Origin of the sequence: Amycolatopsis sp. TNS106 (assembly GCF_019330265.1) — a bacterium.
GTDB lineage: Bacteria > Actinomycetota > Actinomycetes > Mycobacteriales > Pseudonocardiaceae > Amycolatopsis > Amycolatopsis lurida.
In genome coordinates this window covers 3,466,832-3,485,741 of record NZ_CP024972.1, presented here as the reverse complement: position 1 = coordinate 3,485,741, position 18,910 = coordinate 3,466,832, and the positions used below count along the sequence as shown (strand labels likewise).

Here is an 18,910-nt window from a genome sequence, read left to right as displayed (position 1 = left end):
CTCGGCCGTGGTAGCCATGGGGGCAGCCCCCACGCCGGACCGGGGGGCTGCCCTACCTGTCCGTGAAGGCTCAGCGCAGGCTGTGCCCCGGGGCGACGATGCCGGTCTCGTAGGCGAACACCACCGCCTGGCTGCGGTTGGCCGCACCCAGCTTCCCGAAGATGTTGCCCACATGGGTCTTCACGGTTTCGAGGCTGATCACCAGCTCGGCCGCTATGTCCACATTGGACTTCCCGGTGGCGATGAGCCGCAGCACCTCGGTCTCCCGTTTCGTCAGCGAGGACGGCCGGGGAGCGAGGCCGGACGGCGCCGGTCGCGCGGTGACCATCCGGCGGATCGCGTCGGGGAACAACAGCGTCTCCCCGGCGGCGATGGTCCGGATGGCGTGCGCGAACTCCTCCTTGCGCGCCCGCTTCAGCAGGAAGCCGCTCGCCCCGGCCAGCAACGCGTCGTAGACGTAGTCGTCGTTGTCGAACGTCGTGATCACGAGGACCTTCGGCGGTTCGGGGATTTCGGCCAGTACCCGCCGGGTCGCCTCGATCCCGTCCACGCCGGGCATGCGCACGTCCATCAGGACCACTTCGGGACGCGTCCGCCGCACCAGGTCGACCACTTCGCCGCCGTCACCGGCCTCCCCGACCACGGTCAGATCGGGTTGGTTGCCGAGCAGTGAGCGCAAACCGGCGCGCAGCAAGGGTTCGTCGTCGACGATCAGGACCCGCAGTGTCATGAGTGCGACCGTAGCGGGATCGTCGTCACCAGCCGCCACAGCGGTTCCCCGTCGACGGCCGGCCCCGCGACGAGTTCGCCGCGCAGCGCTTCGACACGTTCGGTGAGCCCCGGCAGTCCGTTGCCGCCGCGGCCCGAATCGACCGCGTGCTCCACGAGCGGGTTCACGATCTCGATCCGCAGCGCGTCGGCGAGCACCGCGACCCGCACGGTCACCGGGCCGGGGTGGGCGTGCCGAAGCGCGTTCGTCAGTCCTTCTTGGACGATCCGGTACGCCTCCCGCGAAAGGGTCGCGGGAAGTTCCGCGGCGGGCCCGGTCAGCTCGTAGTCGATCACCGCGCCACCCGCGCGAGCCCGTTCGGCCAGCGTGACGGCCTCGATCAGCCGTCGTTCGGGTTCGCGGGAGGACCGGTCGTCCCGCAGCAGGCCCAGCACGTGGTCGAGGTCTTCGAGCGCCGCACGGGACGACTCCTCGATGGTGCCCAGCGCCCGGCGCACCAGCTGCGGTTCGGAATCGACCAGTTCCGCGGCCGCGGCCGCCTGGATGGTCGACGTCGTCAGCGTGTGGCCGATGGAATCGTGCAGTTCGCGGGCCAGCCGGTTGCGCTGCTCGAAATGGTTCGCCCGGACTTCGGCGGCGGCGACACGTTCGGCGGCCGAGGGGCCCAGCAGCGCGACCGCGCTGTACTGGAACAGTTTGGTGAAGCCGGCGAGCACGTACGCGATCACCACGAGCGTGAAGAACCCGATCGGCAGTGTCCACGCTCCGGCGATACCGGGTTCGATCGTCACCTGTTCACCGAAGATCGCGATGGGACTGCCGCCACCTCCGGCCCACACCAGGGTCAGGACGAACCCCAGGAACAGGAAGCAGCCGAGGCCGAACAGCACCCAGCCGAGCGCGGTGTGCACGAGCAGCCAGGCCGCCGAACGCCGGCGCTCCGCCCAGGCGATCTTCGTGTTCGGCAAGGGCTGCGCGATCCGGGTGCCCAGCATCTGGTTGGAGAACCAGATCCCGACCCGCCGCATCGGCCCCGGCAAGCCGGCCAGCGCGACCAGTACGCCCATGGCGAGCACGCCGTAGACCGCCTTCGCCCGCACGTCGCCCGGGATGAGGACGGCGGGGATGAGCGCGATCGGGAACGGGATCGCGGTGATCGCCATACCGAGGAAGCCGAACGGCAGGCTGCGGTAACTGCCGATCCGGACCAAGGGCTTGAGTGGGTTGACCATGACCGGAACGCTATTCGGCGGCGCGTGCGCGCACCTCCCACTGCGGTGCCATTTCCCGTCATACTCCAGACCGGGACGCCGGTCACAGCCGGTTAGCGGGCGTTAGCGGCGCCCTCTTACACTCGGGCCCGTGGCTCACCGACCTTTGATCGCACCCAGCATCCTCTCCGCGGACTTCGCCCGGCTCGGCGACGAGATCCGCGCCGTCGCGGGGGAGGGGGAAACCCGCGCGGACTGGGTCCACGTCGACGTCATGGACGCGCATTTCGTGCCGAACCTGACCCTGGGCCTGCCCGTGGTGCAGTCGCTGCTCAAGGCCACCGACGTGCCGATCGACTGCCACCTGATGATCGAGAACCCCGACAAGTGGGCCATCGGATACGCCGAGGCGGGCGCCTACAACGTCACCGTGCACGTCGAAGCCGCGCAGGACCCGATCGCGCTGGCGAAGAACCTGCGCGCAGCCGGGGCGAAGGCCGGGCTGTCGATCAAGCCGAACACGCCGATCGAGGACCACCTCGAGACCCTCAAGCACTACGACACGCTGCTGGTGATGTCGGTCGAGCCCGGTTTCGGCGGTCAGTCGTTCATCGAAGGCGTCCTCGACAAGGTGCGCACCGCGCGGCGCCTGGTCGACACCGGTCACCTGAAGCTCGTCGTCGAGATCGACGGCGGGATCAACGCCGACACCATCGAGCAGGCCGCCGAGGCCGGTGTGGACTGCTTCGTCGCCGGTTCCGCCGTCTACGGCGCCGAAGACCCTGGTAAGGCCGTCGCGGCGCTGCGCGAGCAGGCGGCCCGCGCCCGCGGCTGATCCCGCCTCTTGATCCGCCGTCGGGTCAGGAGAAGGAATCGGTCCCGATGGGTGTTGGATGAGGGGAGCACCGTTCCAGCGACGGTGCGAGCCAAGAGGAGGGCAGCAGGAGTGTTCACCGGCATTGTCGAGGAACTCGGCGAGGTCACCGCGGTCGAGCAGGTCCCCAACGCCGCGAGACTGACCGTGCGAGGGCCGCTGGTGACCAGCGACGCCGGGCACGGCGACTCCATCGCGGTGAGTGGCGTGTGCCTCACCGTGGTCGCGGTGACGGGCGGTGAGTTTACCGTCGATGTCGTGCACGAGACCCTGCAGCGCTCCAGCCTCGCGAAGGTGCACGTCGGTGACGTGGTCAACCTCGAACGCGCGACGCCGGCGGGCGGCAGGCTCGGCGGGCACATCATGCAGGGCCATGTCGACGGCACCGGCGTCTTCCTCAAACGCGACGAGCAGGGACTCACCACGTTCGCGCTGCCGAAGAAGCTTTCCCGGTACGTGGTCGAGAAGGGGTCGATCGCGGTCGACGGTGTCTCCCTCACGGTCGCTTCGGTGACCGACGAGGAGTTCTCCGTCGCCCTGATCCCGACCACCCTCGAACTCACCACCCTCGGCCGGAACACCCCGGGTGACCTGGTGAACCTCGAGGTCGACGTGGTCGCCAAATACGTCGAGAAGCTGGCCATGCCGCACCTGCGCACGCAGGGGGACAATGGCGGTACGGAGGAGCGGGCGTGAGCGAGACGAGTGCGATTCCGGGGTCGGCGGATCTGACCCCCTGTGGAGGCGGGGTGGCCGTGAACGCCGATGCCATCGAGGCGGCCATCGCCGACATCAAGGCGGGCCGTCCGGTCGTCGTGGTGGACGACGAGGACCGCGAGAACGAGGGCGACCTGATCTTCGCGGCGGAGAAGGCGACGCCGGAACTGATGGCCTTCATGGTGCGCTACACCTCGGGTTACGTCTGCGTGGCGCTGACCGAGGCCGAGGCGGACCGGCTCGACCTGCCGCCGATGTACCACACGAACCAGGACCAGCGCGGCACCGCGTACAGCGTCACGGTCGACGCCGCCGAGGGGATCACCACCGGTATCTCCGCGGCCGACCGATCGCATACCGTCCGGCTGCTCGCCGACCCGGGGTCCAAGGCGTCGGACTTCCGGCGGCCCGGCCACGTGGTCCCGCTGCGCGCCAAGCAGGGCGGCGTCCTGCGGCGCCCGGGGCACACCGAAGCCGCCGTCGACCTGGCCCGGCTGGCCGGGCTCTCGCCGTCCGGCGTGCTCTGCGAGATCGTTTCGCAGAAGGACGAGGGCGACATGGCCCGCCGCGACGAACTCGAGGTCTTCGCCGCGGACCACGACCTCAAGATGATCACCATCGCCGACCTGATCGCGTACCGGCGGCGCACCGAGAAGCAGGTCGAGCGGGTCGCCGAGGCGCGTATCCCGCTGGCCGCGGGCACGTTCCGCGCGGTCGGCTACGACAGCCTGCTCGACGGGATCGAGCACATCGCGTTCGTCTACGGCGAGATCGGTGACGGCGAGGACATCCTCGTCCGCGTGCACTCCGAGTGCCTGACCGGTGACGTCTTCGGCTCGCTGCGCTGTGACTGCGGCCCGCAGCTCGAGGCCGCGCTGGAAGCGGTCGCCAAGGAAGGGCGCGGTGTCGTGCTCTACATCCGCGGCCACGAGGGCCGCGGCATCGGGCTGCTGCACAAACTGCAGGCCTACCAGCTGCAGGACGCCGGCGCGGACACCGTCGACGCGAACCTGCAGCTCGGCGTCCCCGCCGACGCGCGGGACTACGGCACCGGCGCGCAGATCCTGTGCGACCTCGGCGTCCGCTCGATGCGGCTGCTGACGAACAACCCGGCCAAGCGGGTCGGGCTGGAGGGCTACGGCCTGCGGGTGAGCGGGCGGGTGTCGCTGCCGATCTCGCCGAACCCGGAGAACCTGCGCTACCTCAAGACCAAACGGGACCGGATGGGGCACGACCTGTCCCAGCTGGAGCATTTCGACCAGGTCGGCGCCGAGGTCGACCAGGGCAACGGAGGTGGCACGCGGTGAGCGGCGAGGGCCGTCCGGACGTCGAACTCGACCTGTCCGACTGTAAGAACATCCGGCTCGGGATCGTGGCCACGCGCTGGCACACGAAGATCACGAGCGCACTGCTGGAACGCGCCCTCGAGGCGGCCAAGGCGGCCGACCTGGAGGAGGAGCCGACGGTCGTGCGCGTCGCGGGTGCCGTCGAGCTGCCCGTCGCCGCGCAGGCGCTGGCCCGCACGCACGACGCGGTCGTCGCGCTGGGCGTGGTCATCCGGGGCGGGACACCGCACTTCGAGTACGTCTGCGACGCGGTCACCGCGGGCCTGACCAGGGTCGCGCTCGACGAGAGCACACCGGTCGGCAACGGCGTCCTCACCTGCGACACCGAACAGCAGGCCCTGGACCGGTCGGGGCTGCCCGGCTCCGTCGAGGACAAAGGTTACGAAGCGACGGTCGCCGCGCTGGACGCCGCGCACGCGCTGCGGAACCTGCGCCAGCCGTGGACCGAGCGGGGCTTCGTGTGAGCGTCGAGGCGGATGTGATGACGGAGTCCGAAGTCGTGGTGGTGCGGCCCCGGCGTGCCCTGGTGATGTGCTCGGTGCTGGCGGTGGTCATGCTGGCGACGTTCGTGGTCGTCGCGGTCCTGCTGCGCGGCTCGGACACCGGCGTGATCTTCCAGCCGTCCGATCAGGCGGCGATGATCGGCATCGGCGTCCTGCTCGCTGCGGGCACGATGCTGTTCGCGACCGCGCGCGTGAAGGCCGACGCCGACGGCATCGAGGTCCGGAACGTGCTGATGACCAAGAAGTTCGCGTGGAGCGAGGTGCTCTCGGTGAGCTTCCCGGACGGGGCCTCGTGGGCGCGGCTGGAGCTGCCGGACGACGAGTACTACTCGGTCATGGCCGTGCAGGCGGTGGACCGGGAACGCGCGGTGGCCGCGGTGCGGGCGCTGCGGCGGCTGCACAAGGCGGCTTGGGAAGGCTGACCTCTCCTGAAGTACGTGAAGGCCCCCTTCCCTCGGCTGAGCCGAGGGAAGGGGGCCTTCACGTACTTGGAAGGGGGCCTTCGTCCGCGGCCGCTGTGACCGGTGGTGCAGGTGGGGCGCATGTGGTGACCCTCGATTCCGTGAAGGCCTCCTTGAGAGACCCAGAGTCCCTCAAGGGGGCCTTCACGGACTGCTGCAGGGAAGGCTGACGCGTCCCACTCCGACCCGACCGCGTTTCGTCCTCTGAATGCGGTCCTTGCGCGTGCAAGTACGCGTTCAGAGGACGAAACGCGCGCTCAGAGCGAAAGATCCACCACGATCGGCGCGTGGTCCGAGGGCCCCTTCCCCTTCCGCGCCTCACGGTCCACATAGGAATCCGTCACCGCACCGGCCACGGCGGCGTCGGCGTACACGAGGTCGATCCGCATTCCCTTGTTGTTGGGGAAGTTGCCCGCCCGGTAATCCCAGTACGTGAACGGGTGGTCGTACTTCAGCGGCCTCGGGAACACGTCCGACAGCCCGAGGTCGCGCAGCGCGGCGAGCGCCTTCCGCTCCGGCTCGGTCACGTGCGTCGACTCGGCGAACAGGCCGATGTCCCACACGTCCGCGTCGGTCGGCGCGATGTTGAAGTCGCCGAGCACCGCGAACGGCAGCCCGCGCGCCTGCTCCTCCCGCACGGTCGCCTCCAGCGCCGAAAGCCAGGCCAGTTTGTAGCCGTAGTGCGGGTTCTCCAGGTCACGCCCGTTCGGCACGTACACCGACCACAGCCGCAGGCCGCCGCAGGTGGCGCCGATGGCCCGCGCGTCGGCCTTGTCCTCGAAGGTGGGCTCGCCGGTCAGGCCCCGTGTCACGTCGTCCAAGCCGACGCGGGACACGATCGCGACACCGTTCCAGCGCCCGATGCCGTACGCGGCCGTCTCGTAGCCCAGTTCCTTCACGGCCTCGAAGGGGAAGGCGTCGGTGCCGCATTTGAGTTCCTGCAGGCACAGCACGTCCGGCTGTACCGAGCCGAGCCAGTCCAGCACCCTCGGCAGCCGGGGCCCGATCGAGTTCACGTTCCAGGTCGCGATCCGCATGCCCGCGAGCGTCCCACACCCCACCGACACCCTGACGTGAAAGGGCCCCTGTCGCGGCGGATCACGTCGCGACAGGGGCCCGGCCGGGGTGGAGGTCAGACCCCGGTGGTCGTACGGATCCAGGAGCGGGCCGAAGCGACGCTGCCGTAGTTGTTGGTGCCGCGGACGTTCGAGCCGCTCTGGTTCTGCACGGTCGAAGCGACACCGACCTGGACGCCGTTGTAGACCTGGGGGCCGCCCGAGTCGCCCTTCCACGCCGAACCGTCGATGCCGACGCTCTGGATGGCCGGGCCACCGTAGGCGTCGCGCGAGGTACCGGTGACGCGGACGTTCGCGACCTTCAGCGCCGAGGCGGGCGGGCCGGTCGGGGTCTCGCGGCCCCAGCCGTAGAGCTGGTTGGTGCTGCCGACCGGCGGGTTCGAGCCGGTCAGGCTGATCGGCGTGACACCGGCGTCGGAGGCCAGGTGCAGCAGCGAGATGTCGGCGCCGGTCGGCGAGGACACCTTGCGGTCGACCGCGATCTCACGGCCGCCCTGGAGCTGGTTGCTGCCGACGCGGACCCGCATGCCGCTGCCGTCGGAGTCGAGGCAGTGCTTGGCGGTCAGGACCCAGCGCTGGGCGATGACGCTGCCGGAGCAGTTGAACCCGTCCCACTGACGGCCCGGGGTGTTGACGTAGATCTGGGCGCCCCAGCTCACGGTGGGGGCGGTGCCGCCACCCACGATGTTGGGCTGGACACCGGTGGGGGTGCCCGCGGAGGCGACCGCGCCGGCGGTCATGGTGAGGGCTGCGGCGGCGAGGGTGGCGGCGCCCAGCGTACGAAGACGGCTCACGGTGCAGGAGTCCTTTCGAGCGTCATCTGACGAAGAACCGAGTGAAGTGGAACTGGGACGGAAAGTAATCACCCGATTCACCCGCTAGGAACCAACGAACGTCTGATCCGGCCGAAGACCCGACTTAGGTCGGTATACGTAATGAAACACGGACCGGATCGTGGTAGGTGCCACTCGAATGAGGGTTAGAGCATGGGGCCTCGCGAGACTGTCGGTGGTGCCCCATAGGCTTGGCGGCGTGGCTGACCCGACCACCTACCGTCCCTCGCCGGGGAGCATCCCGGACGCCCCTGGCGTGTACAAATTTCGTGACGCCACGAAGAGGGTCGTCTACGTCGGCAAGGCGAAAAGCCTCCGCAGCAGGCTGAACTCGTACTTCGCCGACATCACGGGCCTGCACCCGCGCACCCGCCAGATGGTGACGACGGCGGCGAGCGTCGAGTGGACCGTGGTGAGCACCGAGGTCGAGGCGCTCCAGCTGGAATACAACTGGATCAAGGAGTTCGACCCGCGGTTCAACGTCCGCTACCGCGACGACAAGAGCTATCCGGTCCTCGCCGTCACGATGAACGAGGAGTTCCCGCGGCTGCACGTCTATCGCGGCGCGCGCAAGAAGGGTGTGCGGTATTTCGGTCCGTACGCGCATGCCTGGGCCATCCGCGAAACGCTCGACCTGCTGCTCCGCGTCTTCCCGGCGCGCACCTGCTCGGCGGGCGTCTTCAAACGGCACGGCCAGATCGGCAGGCCCTGCCTGCTCGGTTACATCGGCAAGTGCTCGGCTCCGTGCGTCGGCAAGGTCTCCGCCGACGAACACCGCGCCATCGTCGAGGACTTCTGTGACTTCCTCGCCGGCCGCACCGACGCGCTGATCCGCCGCCTGGAACAGGAAATGGCGGCCGCGTCCGAGGAGCTGGAGTTCGAGCGCGCGGCCCGGCTGCGCGACGACCTCGGCGCGTTGCGGCGCGCGATGGAGAAGCAGGCGGTCGTGCTCGGCGACGGCACCGACGCCGACGTCGTCGCCTTCGCCCACGACGAACTCGAAGCCGCCGTCCAGGTCTTCCACGTGCGCGGCGGCCGGGTCCGCGGCCAGCGCGGCTGGGTGATCGACAAGGCCGAGGAAATGGACGTCAAGGACCTCGTCGACCATTTCCTCACGCAGTTCTACGGTGAGGAGGCCGAACGCGCGGACGATCCCGACCTCGGGTCGCCGGTGCCGCGCGAGGTCCTCGTCCCCGAGTTGCCCGTCGACGCGGAAGCGCTCGGCGAATGGCTTTCCGGGCTGCGCGGGTCGAGGGTGAGCCTGCGGGTGCCGCAGCGCGGGGACAAGCGCGCGCTCGCGGAGACCGTGACACGCAACGCCGGCGAGGCGTTCACCCAGCACAAACTGCGCCGCGCCGGTGATCTCACGGCGCGTTCGGCCGCGCTGGCGGAACTGCAGGATTACCTGGCGCTGGAAACCGCGCCGCTGCGCATCGAATGCGTCGACATCAGCCATATCCAGGGCAGCGACGTGGTGGCGTCGCTCGTGGTGTTCGAGGACGGGATCCCGCGCAAGTCCGAGTACCGGCGTTTCGCGTTGCGCGAGGCCGCGGAGGAAGGCGACGTCGCCTCGATCGCCGAGGTCGTCCGCCGCCGCTTTTACCGCTACCTCAAGGAAAACGCCGAGGGTGCCGAGGTCGATCCGGATCGTCCTGGCATCGACCCGGAGACCGGCAAGCCGCGCAAGTTCGCGTACGCGCCGAACCTGCTCGTCGTCGACGGCGCCGGCCCGCAGGCCACCGCCGCGGCGGACGTCCTGTCCGAGCTGGGCGTCACCGACATCGCCGTGGTCGGCCTGGCGAAGCGGCTGGAGGAAGTGTGGCTTCCGGGCGATCCCGACCCGGTGATCCTGCCGCGCACCTCCGACGCGCTGTACCTGTTGCAGCGGTTGCGTGACGAGGCGCACCGCTTCGCCATCCGGTATCACCGCGAGAAGCGGTCCAAACGGATGCAGGTGTCCGCATTGGACGGTGTGCCCGGGCTGGGGCAGGCTCGCCGTACCGCACTGATCAAGCATTTCGGCTCGGTGAAGAAACTCCGCGAAGCGCGGATAGAGGAGATCGAGGCGGTGCCCGGCTTCGGCAGGCGCACCGCCGAAGCGGTCGTCGCGGCACTCGCAGGGGAGAAAGCCGCGGCGGCGGGGGAGTCCAGTACGTGACCGGTGAAGGGACCATCGTGAGTGCGCAAGAAGAAGGCCGCGGTTCGGGGATGGAGGTCGCGGTCGTTTCCGGTCTGTCCGGCGCCGGCCGCAGCACCGCCGCGAAATGCCTGGAGGATCTGGGCTGGTTCGTGGTGGACAACCTGCCGCCCGAACTGATCGCCACCATGGTCGAGCTCGGCGCGCAGGCGCGGGGCGCGATCACCAAGGTCGCCGTGGTGATGGACGTGCGTTCGCGCGCGTTCACCGACGACCTGGCGTCGGTCATCAAGGACCTCGACGCTCGCGGGTACAAGCCGCGCGTCCTGTTCCTGGAGGCCACCGACGCGGTGCTGGTGCGCCGGTTCGAGGCCGTCCGCCGCGGGCACCCGATGCAGGGCGACGGCAGGCTCGCCGACGGCATCACCGCCGAGCGCACGCTCCTGGAGCCGCTGCGGGAAGAGGCCGACCTCGTGCTCGACACGTCGTCGCTTTCGGTGCACGACCTGCGCGCCAAGATCGAGGACGCCTTCGGTTCCGAGGCGAGCACGCAGACCCGCGTCACCGTGCTGTCGTTCGGCTACAAATACGGCCTGCCGATGGACGCCGACCTGGTGATGGACGTCCGGTTCCTGCCGAACCCCTTCTGGATCCCGGAACTGCGCGACCACACCGGCCTCGAAGGCGAGGTCCGCAACTACGTGCTCAGCCAGGAAGGCGCGGACGAGTTCCTCGACCGCTACCACCAGCTGCTGCGCCTGATCGGCGCGGGCTACAAGCGCGAGGGCAAGCGGTACCTGACGCTGGCCGTCGGCTGCACGGGCGGGAAGCACCGCAGTGTCGCCATTTCCGAGGAACTCGCCCAGCGTCTGTCCAATGAGGACGGTATGGCCGTGAAGGTGGTGCACCGCGACCTTGGCCGCGAGTGAACCGCGCGCGGTCGCACTGGGGGGCGGGCACGGCCTGCACGCCACCCTCACCGCGTTGCGCCGGGTGACCTCGCAGGTCACCGCCGTGGTCACCGTCGCGGACGACGGGGGCTCCTCCGGCAGGCTGCGCCGGGAACTCGGGCTGCTGCCGCCGGGCGACCTGCGGCAGGCCTTCGCCGCGTTCGCCGCCGAAGACGGCGGGACCCTGTGGGCGGAGGTCTTCCAGCATCGTTTCGGCGGTGACGGCGCGCTCGCCGGGCACGCCGTCGGGAACCTCTTGCTGGCCGGGCTGTTCGAGGTGCTCGGGGATCCGGTCGCCGCGCTCGACGAGGCGAGCAGGCTCATGGGCATCTCCGGCCGCGTCCTGCCGATGTCACCCGAACCGCTGGAGATCCAGGGTGAGGTTTCGGGGCTGGACGCCGAGAATCCCGAGGCGGTCCGGCGGATCCGCGGTCAGGTGGCGGTGGCGACGACCCCGGGGCAGGTGCACCGGATCAGCCTGCACCCGTCCGGCCAGGCCGATCGGCCGCCGCGCGGCTGCGCCGAGGCGATCGAGGCGGTGCTCGACGCGGACGTGGTGTTCCTCGGTCCGGGGTCGTGGTTCACCAGTGTGCTGCCCCATCTGCTGGTACCGGATCTGCACGACGCGTTGCTCCGAACGGACGCCACGAAGGTCGTGATCCTCAATCTGATCCCCCAACCGGGGGAGACGGCGGGATTCTCGCCGGAGAAGCATTTGGACGTACTGTTCGAACACGCCCCGGAATTGCGGGTGGACGCGGTCATCGCGGATCGTGACTCGGTGCCCTCACCAGCCCGGTTGCGAGACGCTGCCGGGAGACTGGGCGCGCGGGCGTTGCTGGGGGCGGTGGCTGACCCGGTCGTGACGGGGCGGCATGATCCTGATGCGCTCGCGGGCTGTATGCGGGACGCTCTCGGTCTCACCGGGGGAGGAGCTGAAGGTATGGAGGGGCAGCGATGGCGATGACCGCCGCCGTGAAGGACGAGCTGAGCCGGCTGGAGATCACCAAGATCGGCCCGCGCCGCGCGGAGGTCGCGTCGATGCTGCGATTCGCGGGCGGGCTGCACATCGTGGCCGGCCGCGTCGTGGTGGAGGCCGAACTCGACACCGGTTCGGTGGCGAGGCGGCTGCGCAAGGAGATCCACGAACTGTACGGACACCAGTCCGACGTCCACGTCATCTCCTCCAGCGGATTGCGCAAGGGCACGCGGTACGTCGTCCGGGTGGTCAAGGACGGCGAGGGGCTCGCCCGGCAGACCGGCCTGATCGACCAGCGCGGCCGTCCGGTGCGCGGGCTGCCCGCCGCCGTCGTGTCCGGTGGCGTCGCCGACGCGGAAGCCGCCTGGCGTGGCGCGTTCCTGGCGCACGGTTCGCTCACCGAACCCGGGCGCTCGTCGTCGCTCGAAGTCACCTGCCCTGGCCCCGAGGCCGCGTTGGCGCTCGTCGGTGCCGCCCGGCGGATGGGCATCCAGGCCAAGTCGCGCGAGGTCCGCGGCGCGGACCGGGTCGTCGTGCGTGACGGCGACGCCATCGGCGCGCTGCTGACCCGTCTCGGCGCGCACACGAGCGTGCTCGCCTGGGAAGAGCGGCGGATGCGCCGCGAGGTGCGCGCCACCGCGAACCGGCTCGCGAACTTCGACGACGCGAACCTGCGGCGGTCGGCCCGCGCGGCCGTCGCGGCGGCGGCCAGGGTGGAGCGCGCGCTGGACATCCTCGGCGACTCCGCTCCGGATCACCTGCTCGCCGCGGGCAAACTGCGCCTGTCGAACCGGCAGGCCTCGCTCGAAGAACTGGGCCAGCTGTCCGATCCGCAGATGACCAAGGACGCCGTCGCCGGCCGGATCCGCCGCCTGCTGGCGATGGCCGACAAGAAGGCGAAGGAACAAGGCATTCCGGACACCGAATCCGCCGTCACGCCGGACATGCTCGAAGAAGACGAGGCCTGACCGCCGGCGCGGGCGATCATCAAGTCCGTGAAGGCCTCCTTGAGGGACCCAGAGTCCCTCAAGGAGGCCTTCACAGACCGAGCTTAGGTCAGGCGCCGCCATCGAGTGCGGCGGTCGCCAGGAGGACGGTGCCCGACGTCCACGCGGACCCGCCGGATCTCGGGCCACGGCCGGAATATCCTGGTGCCGGCGGTGAGCGGGACGACGTGGATCCGGCCCTCCGGGCACGCCCCTCGCCCGGCCGATGGCCGCACGGGACGCCCGCGACACCGTCAGCGTGGGCAGCCGCCGCACGACCCGGTGCTGCATGTCGACAAACCCGTACCACCGTTCGACCCGTGCCGCTGCGTGCCCGGTGACGGTGGCGGCCGTCGGCAGTCCACAATGGAGCATGCCGTAGCCGAGCCTATGCCGGTCATTCAGTCGTCCCGTCGCTTCGCCGAGGAGCGAAGCGAAACCGCACGAGGCGACCTTCTACCTCGCGAAGCGCCGCACGGGTGATGTCCTCTCCCCGGCGTTAACCCGCGGCGGGCAGGCGTAACGCGGCGGTTTCCGCGGTGACGACCGATGGAAACAGCCGCCCTCGAAGATCACCGGAGAGGTGATCTTCGAGGAAGGGGCGGCCATGCGGGTATCGGCGGAGGTCGGCAGGTGGCTCGCGCGGCGCAGCAGCCGGGCGGGTGACTGGTGGGCGGCGGAGCTGGTCGCCGCCAAACGCGGGACCCGGGTTTCGGTGGTGATCCCCGCCCGCGACGAGGAGGAGACGGTGGGCGCGATCGTCGGCACCATCCGGCGCGAACTCGTCGAACGGTTTCCCCTGGTGGACGAGATCCTGGTGGTGGACAGCCATTCCACCGACGCCACCGCCGAGGTCGCCAGGGCGGCCGGAGCGGATGTCGTCGCGCAGGACGCGGTGTTCCCGGAGCTGGAAAGCCTGACGGGCAAGGGAGAAGCGCTCTGGAAGGGCGTCGCCGAGACCACCGGCGACCTCGTCGTCTTCGTCGACGGCGACCTCCGCGATTTCACCGCCGGCTACGTGACCGGTCTGCTGGGGCCGCTGCTGACCGACCCGGGGATCGCTTACGTCAAAGGCTTCTATCACCGTCCGCTCGCCGGGACGGCGGGCGTCGAACCCGACGGCGGCGGCCGCGTCACCGAACTCGTCGCCCGTCCGCTGCTCAACATGTACTGGCCGGAACTGGCCGGTTTCGTGCAGCCGCTCGCCGGCGAGTACGCGGGACGGCGCGAAGTGCTCGAAGGCATCCCGTTCGTGACGCACTACGGCGTCGAGGTCGGCCACTTGATCGACCTGCTCGAACTGCACGGGCTCGACGCGCTCGCGCAGGTCGACCTCGGTCACCGCACCCACCGTCACCAGAGCACGCAGGCCCTCGGCCGGATGTCCGCGCAGATCATGCTGACCCTGATGGACCGGCTGGAGCGCGGCGGCCGGGTGATCTCCGCGGCGCCCCCGTCGACGTCGCTCGCCCAATTCCGGCGCGGTACGGGGGAGTCCGTCGAGCGGGAGCTCGTCCTCACCGATGTGGCCCTCACGCAGCGGCCGCCGCTGGAGAGCCTCCCGCCGGAGATCCGCCCGGAGAACTCACCCACCTTGCGCAGGAGCGCTTAACGCTTCCTTGGGCTGCCAGCCCGGCGGGCCGAACACGTAGCCGAGTTTGTCCCGCCACGACTCCGCCGCGCGGACATCGCGCAGGATCGAGCCGTACTCGTGGAAGCCGACCTTGAGCAGGTTGTAGGACTCGACGTTCTTGGTCAGCCCGTAGGTCGGGCGCTTGCCCTCCGGTACGAAACTGCCGAACATCCGGTCCCAGATGATCAGGATGCCGCCGTAGTTCGCGTCCAGGTACTCCTGATCGCTGCCGTGGTGCACACGATGGTGTGAAGGTGTGTTGAACACGTACTCGAACCAGCGCGGCAGCTTCCGGATCTTCTCGGTGTGCACGAAGAACTGGTACACGAGGTCGATCGACAGTCCGGTGAGGATCATCCACGGCGGGATGCCCGCCAGGGCGAGGATCGACCAGAACGGCAGCTGGAAGTACGGGGTCCACTTCTGCCGCAACGCCGTCGAGAAGTTGTAGTTCTCGCTCGAATGGTGCACCTGGTGGCCCGCCCACATGAGCCGGACGCGGTGACTCGCCCGGTGGTAGGCGTAGAAGACGATCTCCTGGCCCAGCAGCATCAGGACCCAGGTCCACCAGTCTTGCGGGCTGAACTTCACCGGTGCCAGCTCGTAGAGGACGGCGAACACGAACAGCATGGCGATGCGGAAGACACCGTTGATCACCACCGCCACCGCGCCCATGGACATGCTCGTCCGGGTGTCCTTGACGCTGTAACCGATGACGTTGTCGTCGTGGCCCAGCACGTGCAACGCGAGGATCTCGATAACGACGAACAGCAGGAACACCGGTGTCGCCAGCAGCACCGGGTCACTCAGATGGGCAAGAAAATCCGCCACCGCACCTCTCCTTCGTCCGCCCCCGTGATCTAACCATCAGGTAACTTACCCAAGAGTCACTTACCTCAGGGTAAGATAACCGCCGTGACAGAAGCAAGGGCCGTCGGCACGAAGGGGGTGCCCCGCGAGGAGCGGGAGACCCAGATCGTGCGCGCCGGGACGGAGGAGTTCGGCAAGAACGGGTACGCCGGGGCGTCGATGGTGGAGATCGCCCGCCGGGTCGGTGTCACGAAACCCTTGCTGTACCAGTACTTCGGCTCGAAGGACGGGCTGTACCTCGCCTGCCTGCACCGGGCGGGGGACAGGCTGACCGAAGGGGTCGCCGAGACGATGGCGGCGGAGGCCGAGCCGCCGGAACGGATGCCGCTCGCGGTGCTCTCGGCCATTTTCGAGACGTTCGACAACGACCGGTACGCCTGGAAGCTGCTCCGGGACCCGACGGTGCCTTCGACGGGTGAGATCGCCGGCGTCGCGATCGACTACCGCTACCGGCTCGACGGGTTCGCGCTGGTCGGCGCCGCCCAGCTGATGCGTTCACGGGGCCTGGACGACGATCGCGACATCGAGGCGATCGCGCAGGTGTGGACCGGCGTGGTCGATTCGCTGATCAGCTGGTGGATCGACCAGCCGGACCAGGACGCCGCGGCGATGACCGAGCGGTGCGGGCGGATCATGCGGAACCTGTTCGGCTGGTGAACGAAAAACCACCCCGCCGGGAGATCCCGGGCGGGGTGGCTTTCCTCCAGCTCACACTGGATACGGTCGGGGTGCCCGGCGCCGCTCCGGACACCCCGGCCGTGACTCAGGACGCGGCGCTGGATTTGCCGCGTAGCGTGACGTTGGCCGTCGAGGCGTTCTTGATCGCCGTCTCGATCTGCGCCATCGTCGAGGACGAGGACAAGCCCGGCACCGTCGCCGACTTCAGCGCGTACAGCGTGAAGGTGTAGGGATGGCTGGAGCCGCCGGGGCAGGGGCCGAAGTACTTCTGCGAGTTCGCCCCGCTGCCCATGGCCTTCTGCTTGGCGCCGTTCTGGTTCGGGACGGTGTAGCCCGCTCCGAGGCCTTCGGGCAGTGACACTGCGGGCCCCGAGGACGCCGGGATGTCCCAGATCGCCCAGTGCAGTTTGTTGCCGTTGTTGGCCACGTCGGCGAAGACGATCGCGTACCCCTTTGCACCGGTGGTCCCGGCGCCCCACGCCAGCGGCGGGGAGGTGTCCTGGCCCGCGGTGCCGTCACCGGCGCAGGTGAACTTGTCCGGGATCGTCGCGTTGTCGGCGAACGCGGAACTGGTCAGCTTGAACGCTCCCGGCTGCGAGCCACCGGGGAACTTCAGGCGTACCACCACGTTGTCGATCCCGCTCGGCGTGCCGCCGTTCTTGTCCGCGTTGGTCGAGGTGACCCACAGGCCGCCGTCCGGTGTCTTGGTGACCGAGCGGAGCCTGCCCCAGCGGCCGGAGAACAGCGACTGCACTGAGCCGACGCCGTTGCCCGCCGCGTTGATCTGCGTGGCGAAGAGCTGTTCGCTGGTGACGGCCGCGACGTAGATCCAGTCGTTGACGATCTCGATCCCGCTCGGCCCGCCGGAACTCGTCGGCCAGGTCTTCTTCGGCGCGACCGTGCCACCGCAGGTTCCGCTGGTGCCTTCGCACTGGGGCCAGCCGAAGTTGCCGCCCTTCTGGATCAGGTTGAGCTCGTCCTGCGTGCCGTCCCCGAATTCCGACGACCACAACTGGCCGCGGGAGTCCCACGCCAATCCCTGCGGGTTGCGGTGCCCGAAGCTCCAGACGTAGCGGGCGTTGCCGCCGGTGGAGAAGAACGGGTTGTCGCCCGGCGCCGAGCCGTCGGGATTGAGCCGGAGGATCTTCCCGTTGAGGGAACCCTTGTTCTGCGCGGTTTCCTTCTTCTGCCCGTCGCCGACGGTGGCGTAGAGCTTGCCGTCCGGGCCGAAGCGCAGCCTTCCGCCGTTGTGGTAACGGTTCTTGGCGATCCCGGTGAGCACCGGGGTCGAGGCCGAGGACAGTTTCCCGTTTTCGTAAGTCATTTTCACGATCCGGTTGTCGCCGGATGCCGTGTGGTACAGGTAGATCGCGTGGTCGGTGGCGTAGTCCGGCGAAATCGCGATACCGAGCAGGCCGCCCTCGCCACTGGTGCCGACCGCGCCGGGGACCTTGCCCAGCGTGGTCTTCTCACCCGACGGCGTGATCCGCAGGATCTCGAAGCGGTCCCGTTCGGTCGCCAGCGCCGTGCCGTCCGGCAGGAAGTCGACGGACCAGGCGAGGTCCACCTTCGTGATGTCCTTGTCGTACTCGGGAATCCCGCCGCCCGCGGCACCACTCGTCTTCGCGGTCAGTGCGGTGCTCGCGGCCGACGTGTTGCCGTCGAGGTCACGCGCCTTCACCGTGAACGTGTACGACGTGTTCGCCGTCAGGCCGGTCACCGTGGCTTCGAGCGAAGGCGTCGTCGCGACCTTCGCGGTGCCCTGGTACACGTCGTAACCGGCGATGGTGCCGCTGTTGTCCGTGGAAGCGTTCCACGCCAGGGAGACGCTGTTCGCCGTCACCGACGTCGAGCGAAGGTTCCCCGGCGCGGTCGGCGGGGTGGTGTCCCCGCTGGGCGGTGTCGTGAACTGGACGACATTGCTTTGCTGCGAAGGGTTTCCGGCCGCGTCGAAGGCGCCGACCGAGATGTCGTAGGCCGTGTTCGGCTGCAGGTTGTCGACGGTCGTGGTGAGCGTGTTCCCCTCGACGGTCTTGAGGACGTTGCCGCCGCGCATGACGTCGTAGCGGACCACACCGACGTTGTCGGTCGCGGCCTCCCAGGTGAAGGTTGCGCTGCGGGCCTTGATGTCCTTGGCGGCCAGGTTCTTCGGCGGGGTCGGCGCTTCGGTGTCGACCACCCCGCTCACGGTGAGCTTGTCCGCGTTCGGCCCGCCGTTCGCGGTCGTCGCGGTGGTGCGGATCTTGTTGGCTCCGGCGGCCAGCGCGACGTCCTTGGTGACGGTCTTCCAGGTGGTCCACGCGCCGGTGCCGGGGAAGGACAGTGTCCCGGCGGCGGTGCCGTTGACGGTCAAGGAGACGGGCCGGTCGATCGTGGTTCCGTTGGCGTAGCGGAAGGTCAGCGTCTGGGTTCCGGCCTGGGCGGCGTTCACCGTGTACTCGACATAGCTGCCGGCGACGTTGTCGAAGTTCACGAACCCGGTGCCGGAATAGCCCGCGTGGTTCTTTTCGACGGCGCCTTGGGAGATCGTCGCGGTTTCGGATTCGTGATCGGTCGGTGCCGCGCCGGCGGGCAGAGCCGGCAGGACGGCGAGGGTCATCGCCGTCGCGGCGGCACACGTGAGCAGCGCGCGCCACGGTGGTCGGGGTGCCACTGGAGCCTCCATGCGTGAAGTTCGGGGTTCGGGAGGGTGCAACGGCGGACCGGGCGAACCCGGCGGGGGACGTGGAGTTTTAGTTAGGAAACTTTCCTATCTATGGTTCAGATCACACACCAGCGGGTGCTTCGTGTCAATACTTGACCAACATCAACACGGACAGTCACGCCCACGAATGCATTTAGTCCCCTGGATGCGGTACTTGCACACGCAAGGACCGCATCCAGGGGACCAAATGCGATGGGGTGTCGCGGCCGGCGGGACACGTGG

Annotated in this window: 17 protein-coding genes; 11 read left to right on the top strand and 6 right to left on the bottom strand. The window is 69.1% G+C overall.

Features of this window, described 5'->3' with window-relative positions; genetic code table 11:
• Window positions 1-70 precede the first annotated feature (70 nt).
• The gene (locus CVV72_RS15395) at window positions 71-730 is read right to left on the bottom strand and encodes a response regulator transcription factor (RefSeq protein WP_219153066.1); all 660 of its coding nucleotides are present in this window, start codon (window positions 728-730) and stop codon (window positions 71-73) included.
• Window positions 727-1,962 (bottom strand): sensor histidine kinase, encoded by a 1,236-nt coding sequence (locus CVV72_RS15390; protein ID WP_219153065.1) that lies wholly within the window; start codon window positions 1,960-1,962, stop codon window positions 727-729. The genes CVV72_RS15395 and CVV72_RS15390 overlap by 4 nt, the downstream gene beginning before the upstream one ends.
• Before the next feature lie 145 nt (window positions 1,963-2,107).
• Here CVV72_RS15390 and rpe point away from each other — a divergent pair, with 145 nt between their 5' ends.
• The 5 genes from rpe (at window position 2,108) to CVV72_RS15365 (ending at window position 5,803) form a co-directional block, all read left to right on the top strand.
• Window positions 2,108-2,776: a ribulose-phosphate 3-epimerase gene (gene rpe / locus CVV72_RS15385; RefSeq protein ID WP_219153975.1), complete on the top strand. Its 669-nt coding sequence runs from the start codon at window positions 2,108-2,110 to the stop codon at window positions 2,774-2,776.
• 111 nt (window positions 2,777-2,887) lie between these two features.
• A complete protein-coding gene (locus tag CVV72_RS15380) occupies window positions 2,888-3,511 on the top strand; it encodes a riboflavin synthase (protein WP_034311704.1) in 624 nt (207 codons plus the stop codon).
• Between the two features lie 53 nt (window positions 3,512-3,564).
• Entirely contained in the window at window positions 3,565-4,839 is a 1,275-nt protein-coding gene (locus tag CVV72_RS15375; RefSeq protein ID WP_199745476.1) for a bifunctional 3,4-dihydroxy-2-butanone-4-phosphate synthase/GTP cyclohydrolase II, read from the top strand.
• Window positions 4,836-5,342, top strand: coding sequence for a 6,7-dimethyl-8-ribityllumazine synthase (ribH, locus tag CVV72_RS15370; RefSeq protein ID WP_034311710.1), 507 nt, complete (start codon window positions 4,836-4,838; stop codon window positions 5,340-5,342). The genes CVV72_RS15375 and ribH overlap by 4 nt, the downstream gene beginning before the upstream one ends.
• A 17-nt stretch (window positions 5,343-5,359) precedes the next feature.
• Window positions 5,360-5,803, top strand: coding sequence for a PH domain-containing protein (locus CVV72_RS15365; RefSeq protein WP_219153064.1), 444 nt, complete (start codon window positions 5,360-5,362; stop codon window positions 5,801-5,803).
• A gap of 296 nt (window positions 5,804-6,099) precedes the next feature.
• Here CVV72_RS15365 and CVV72_RS15360 read toward each other — a convergent pair whose 3' ends face one another.
• Together CVV72_RS15360 and CVV72_RS15355 are read right to left on the bottom strand one after the other, a co-directional pair.
• Entirely contained in the window at window positions 6,100-6,879 is a 780-nt protein-coding gene (locus CVV72_RS15360; RefSeq protein ID WP_219153063.1) for an exodeoxyribonuclease III, read from the bottom strand.
• Window positions 6,880-6,974: 95 nt separating this feature from the next.
• On the bottom strand, window positions 6,975-7,712 hold the full coding sequence (locus tag CVV72_RS15355; RefSeq protein WP_219153062.1) for a trypsin-like serine protease: 738 nt from the start codon (window positions 7,710-7,712) through the stop codon (window positions 6,975-6,977).
• Window positions 7,713-7,950: 238 nt separating this feature from the next.
• Between CVV72_RS15355 and uvrC the strand changes: the two genes are divergently transcribed.
• The 5 genes from uvrC (at window position 7,951) to CVV72_RS15330 (ending at window position 14,415) form a co-directional block, all read left to right on the top strand.
• Window positions 7,951-9,909, top strand: coding sequence for an excinuclease ABC subunit UvrC (gene uvrC / locus CVV72_RS15350; protein ID WP_219153061.1), 1,959 nt, complete (start codon window positions 7,951-7,953; stop codon window positions 9,907-9,909).
• Between the two features lie 50 nt (window positions 9,910-9,959).
• Window positions 9,960-10,817, top strand: coding sequence for an RNase adapter RapZ (rapZ, locus tag CVV72_RS15345; protein ID WP_034311885.1), 858 nt, complete (start codon window positions 9,960-9,962; stop codon window positions 10,815-10,817).
• Window positions 10,804-11,805, top strand: coding sequence for a uridine diphosphate-N-acetylglucosamine-binding protein YvcK (yvcK, locus tag CVV72_RS15340; protein WP_219153060.1), 1,002 nt, complete (start codon window positions 10,804-10,806; stop codon window positions 11,803-11,805). The genes rapZ and yvcK overlap by 14 nt, the downstream gene beginning before the upstream one ends.
• Window positions 11,796-12,785 (top strand): DNA-binding protein WhiA, encoded by a 990-nt coding sequence (gene whiA / locus CVV72_RS15335; protein ID WP_044850376.1) that lies wholly within the window; start codon window positions 11,796-11,798, stop codon window positions 12,783-12,785. Before yvcK ends, whiA begins: the two co-directional genes overlap by 10 nt.
• A gap of 625 nt (window positions 12,786-13,410) precedes the next feature.
• Window positions 13,411-14,415 (top strand): glucosyl-3-phosphoglycerate synthase, encoded by a 1,005-nt coding sequence (locus tag CVV72_RS15330; RefSeq protein WP_219153059.1) that lies wholly within the window; start codon window positions 13,411-13,413, stop codon window positions 14,413-14,415.
• Here the strand turns inward: CVV72_RS15330 and CVV72_RS15325 are convergent.
• Window positions 14,389-15,267, bottom strand: coding sequence for a sterol desaturase family protein (locus CVV72_RS15325; RefSeq protein ID WP_219153058.1), 879 nt, complete (start codon window positions 15,265-15,267; stop codon window positions 14,389-14,391). The genes CVV72_RS15330 and CVV72_RS15325 overlap by 27 nt on opposite strands.
• An 84-nt stretch (window positions 15,268-15,351) precedes the next feature.
• Between CVV72_RS15325 and CVV72_RS15320 the strand changes: the two genes are divergently transcribed.
• Window positions 15,352-15,963, top strand: a complete 612-nt coding sequence (locus CVV72_RS15320; RefSeq protein WP_233621456.1) for a TetR/AcrR family transcriptional regulator — start codon at window positions 15,352-15,354, stop codon at window positions 15,961-15,963.
• Window positions 15,964-16,069: 106 nt separating this feature from the next.
• Here the strand turns inward: CVV72_RS15320 and CVV72_RS15315 are convergent, their stop codons facing one another.
• Window positions 16,070-18,583: a PQQ-dependent sugar dehydrogenase gene (locus tag CVV72_RS15315; RefSeq protein WP_219153974.1), complete on the bottom strand. Its 2,514-nt coding sequence runs from the start codon at window positions 18,581-18,583 to the stop codon at window positions 16,070-16,072.
• Window positions 18,584-18,910: the final 327 nt, after the last annotated feature.

Bases quoted from the DNA above. Each gene is read 5' to 3' on its own strand.
- rapZ (WP_034311885.1), top strand. From the start codon at position 9,960: ATGGAGGTCGCGGTCGTTTCCGGTCTGTCCGGCGCCGGCCGCAGCACC.
- CVV72_RS15390 (WP_219153065.1), bottom strand. From the start codon at position 1,962: ATGGTCAACCCACTCAAGCCCTTGGTCCGGATCGGCAGTTACCGCAGC.
- CVV72_RS15330 (WP_219153059.1), top strand. From the start codon at position 13,411: ATGCGGGTATCGGCGGAGGTCGGCAGGTGGCTCGCGCGGCGCAGCAGC.
- CVV72_RS15395 (WP_219153066.1), bottom strand. From the start codon at position 730: ATGACACTGCGGGTCCTGATCGTCGACGACGAACCCTTGCTGCGCGCC.
- whiA (WP_044850376.1), top strand. From the start codon at position 11,796: ATGGCGATGACCGCCGCCGTGAAGGACGAGCTGAGCCGGCTGGAGATC.
- CVV72_RS15365 (WP_219153064.1), top strand. From the start codon at position 5,360: ATGACGGAGTCCGAAGTCGTGGTGGTGCGGCCCCGGCGTGCCCTGGTG.
- CVV72_RS15315 (WP_219153974.1), bottom strand. From the start codon at position 18,583: ATGACCCTCGCCGTCCTGCCGGCTCTGCCCGCCGGCGCGGCACCGACC.
- CVV72_RS15360 (WP_219153063.1), bottom strand. From the start codon at position 6,879: ATGCGGATCGCGACCTGGAACGTGAACTCGATCGGGCCCCGGCTGCCG.